1 rRNA gene is annotated in these 3,064 nt (G+C 51.3%); it reads right to left on the bottom strand.

Features of this window, described 5'->3' with window-relative positions:
* Positions 1–8 precede the first annotated feature (8 nt).
* Positions 9–2,929 (bottom strand): 23S ribosomal RNA (locus IV45_RS00020).
* Positions 2,930–3,064: the final 135 nt, after the last annotated feature.

Here is a 3,064-nt window from a genome sequence, read left to right as displayed (position 1 = left end):
ACACCTTTTTGGTTAAGTCCTCGACCGATTAGTAATGGTCCGCTCCACGCCTCACGGCGCTTCCACTTCCATCCTATCTACCTCATCATCTCTGAGGGGTCTTACTTCCTTAACGGAATGGGAAATCTCATCTGGAGGTGAGTTTCACACTTAGATGCTTTCAGCGTTTATCTCATCCATACATAGCTACCCAGCGGTGCTCCTGGCGGAACAACTGGTACACCAGCGGTATGTCCATCCCGGTCCTCTCGTACTAAGGACAGGTCCTCGCAAATTTCCTACGCCCGCGACGGATAGGGACCGAACTGTCTCACGACGTTCTGAACCCAGCTCGCGTACCGCTTTAATGGGCGAACAGCCCAACCCTTGGGACCGACTACAGCCCCAGGATGCGATGAGCCGACATCGAGGTGCCAAACCTCCCCGTCGATGTGGACTCTTGGGGGAGATAAGCCTGTTATCCCCAGGGTAGCTTTTATCCGTTGAGCGATGGCCCTTCCATACGGAACCACCGGATCACTAAGCCCGACTTTCGTCCCTGCTCGACCTGTCTGTCTCACAGTCAAGCTCGCTTGTGCCTTTACACTCTGCGAATGATTTCCAACCATTCTGAGCGAACCTTTGGGCGCCTCCGTTACCTTTTGGGAGGCGACCGCCCCAGTCAAACTGCCTACCTGACACTGTCTCCCAGCACGTTCAGTGCTGCGGGTTAGAGTGGTCATAATGCAAGGGTAGTATCCCACCAACGCCTCGGTCGAAACTAGCGTTCCGACTTCTACGGCTCCTACCTATCCTGTACAAGCAGTACAAACACTCAATATCAAGCTACAGTAAAGCTCCATGGGGTCTTTCCGTCCTGTCGCGGGTAGCCTGCATCTTCACAGGCAATTCAATTTCACCGAGTCTCTCGTTGAGACAGTGCCCAGATCGTTACGCCTTTCGTGCGGGTCGGAACTTACCCGACAAGGAATTTCGCTACCTTAGGACCGTTATAGTTACGGCCGCCGTTTACTGGGGCTTCAATTCAGAGCTTCGCTTACGCTAACCCTTCCTTTTAACCTTCCAGCACCGGGCAGGCGTCAGCCCCTATACTTCATCTTACGATTTTGCAGAAACCTGTGTTTTTGATAAACAGTCGCCTGGGCCTTTTCACTGCGGCTGCACTTGCGTGCAGCACCCCTTCTCCCGAAGTTACGGGGTCATTTTGCCGAGTTCCTTAACGAGAGTTCTCTCGCTCACCTTAGGATACTCTCCTCGACTACCTGTGTCGGTTTGCGGTACGGGCAGTTAAACACTCCTTAGAAGCTTTTCTCGGCAGCGTGACATCGGCGACTTCGCTACTATAAGTTCACTCCCCATCACAGCTTGTCAACCCGAAAGTAAGCCTTTCACTCGCTTCCTGACTTGCTGCTTGGCCGGACTCTTCCAGTCGTCCGGATCGCTTAGCCTTCTGCGTCCCTCCATCGTCAAACATGTTTAACTGGTACAGGAATCTCAACCTGTTATCCATCGCCTACGCCTCTCGGCCTCAGCTTAGGTCCCGACTAACCCTGGGTGGACGAGCCTTCCCCAGGAAACCTTAGTCATTCGGTGGACAGGATTCTCACCTGTCTTTCGCTACTCATACCGGCATTCTCACTTCTAAGCGCTCCACCAGTCCTCTCGGTCTGACTTCACTGCCCTTAGAACGCTCTCCTACCATGTGCACTTCGTGCACGTCCACAGTTTCGGTAATATGCTTAGCCCCGGTACATTTTCGGCGCAGGATCACTCGACTAGTGAGCTATTACGCACTCTTTAAATGGTGGCTGCTTCTGAGCCAACATCCTAGTTGTCTATGCAACTCCACATCCTTTTCCACTTAGCATATATTTAGGGACCTTAACTGGTGATCTGGGCTGTTCCCCTTTCGACGGTGGATCTTATCACTCATCGTCTGACTCCCGGACATAAATCAATGGCATTCGGAGTTTATCTGAAATTAGTAACCCATGACGGGCCCCTCGTTCAAACAGTGCTCTACCTCCAAGATTCTATATTCCGAGGCTCCCCCTAAAGAGATTTCGGAGAGAACCAGCTATCTCCAAGTTCGTTTGGAATTTCACCGCTACCCACAACTCATCCCAACCTTTTTCAACAGATACGAGTTCGGACCTCCAGTGCGTTTTACCGCACCTTCATCCTGGTCATGGGTAGGTCACCTGGTTTCGGGTACATAACTGCGTACTTCGTACGCCCATTTCAGACTCGCTTTCGCTACGGCTCCGGTTTTTCCACCTTAACCTTGCACGCAATCATGACTCGCCGGTTCATTCTGCAAGAGGCACGCCGTCACCCCTTAACGGGCTCCGACAGCTTGTAGGCACATGGTTTCAGGAACTATTTCACTCCCCTTCCGGGGTGCTTTTCACCTTTCCCTCACGGTACTGGTTCACTATCGGTCACTAGGGAGTATTTAGCCTTGCGAGATGGTCCTCGCAGCTTCCGACGGGGTTTCACGTGTCCCGCCGTACTCAGGATCCTGAACTGAGGGAGTGGCGTTTCGTCTACTGGGCTCTCACCATCTCTGGCACAGCTTCCCAACTGTTTCGACTACGTCGCTCTTTGGTAACTCAAATGTTCAGTCCTACAACCCCAACAAGCAAGCTCGTTGGTTTGGGCTCTTTCCCGTTCGCTCGCCGCTACTAAGGAAATCGATTTTTCTTTCTCTTCCTGCAGCTACTTAGATGTTTCAGTTCACTGCGTCTTCCCCTTGCCAGCTATGAATTCACTGGTCAAGTAAGCATCGACTAAGATGCTTGGGTTTCCCCATTCGGAAATCTCCGGATCAAAGCGTACTTACCGCTCCCCGAAGCATATCGGTGTTAGTCCCGTCCTTCATCGGCTCCTAGTACCAAGGCATTCACCATGCGCCCTTTGTAACTTAACCTGTGATGAACTAACGTTCACCATCGGCTAATTGAGTTAGCGATTATTTTTCGTCAAACAACTCAAATAACGCGGTGTTCTCGGTTTTCTTGATGTTAGAAAATAGATATTATTTAGTTTTCAAAGTACAAGCTTT

Origin of the sequence: Limosilactobacillus secaliphilus (genome assembly GCF_001437055.1) — a bacterium.
GTDB lineage: Bacteria > Bacillota > Bacilli > Lactobacillales > Lactobacillaceae > Limosilactobacillus > Limosilactobacillus secaliphilus.
The sequence above is the reverse complement of the archived record's forward strand: the minus strand, read 5'-3'. Positions and strand labels throughout refer to the sequence as shown.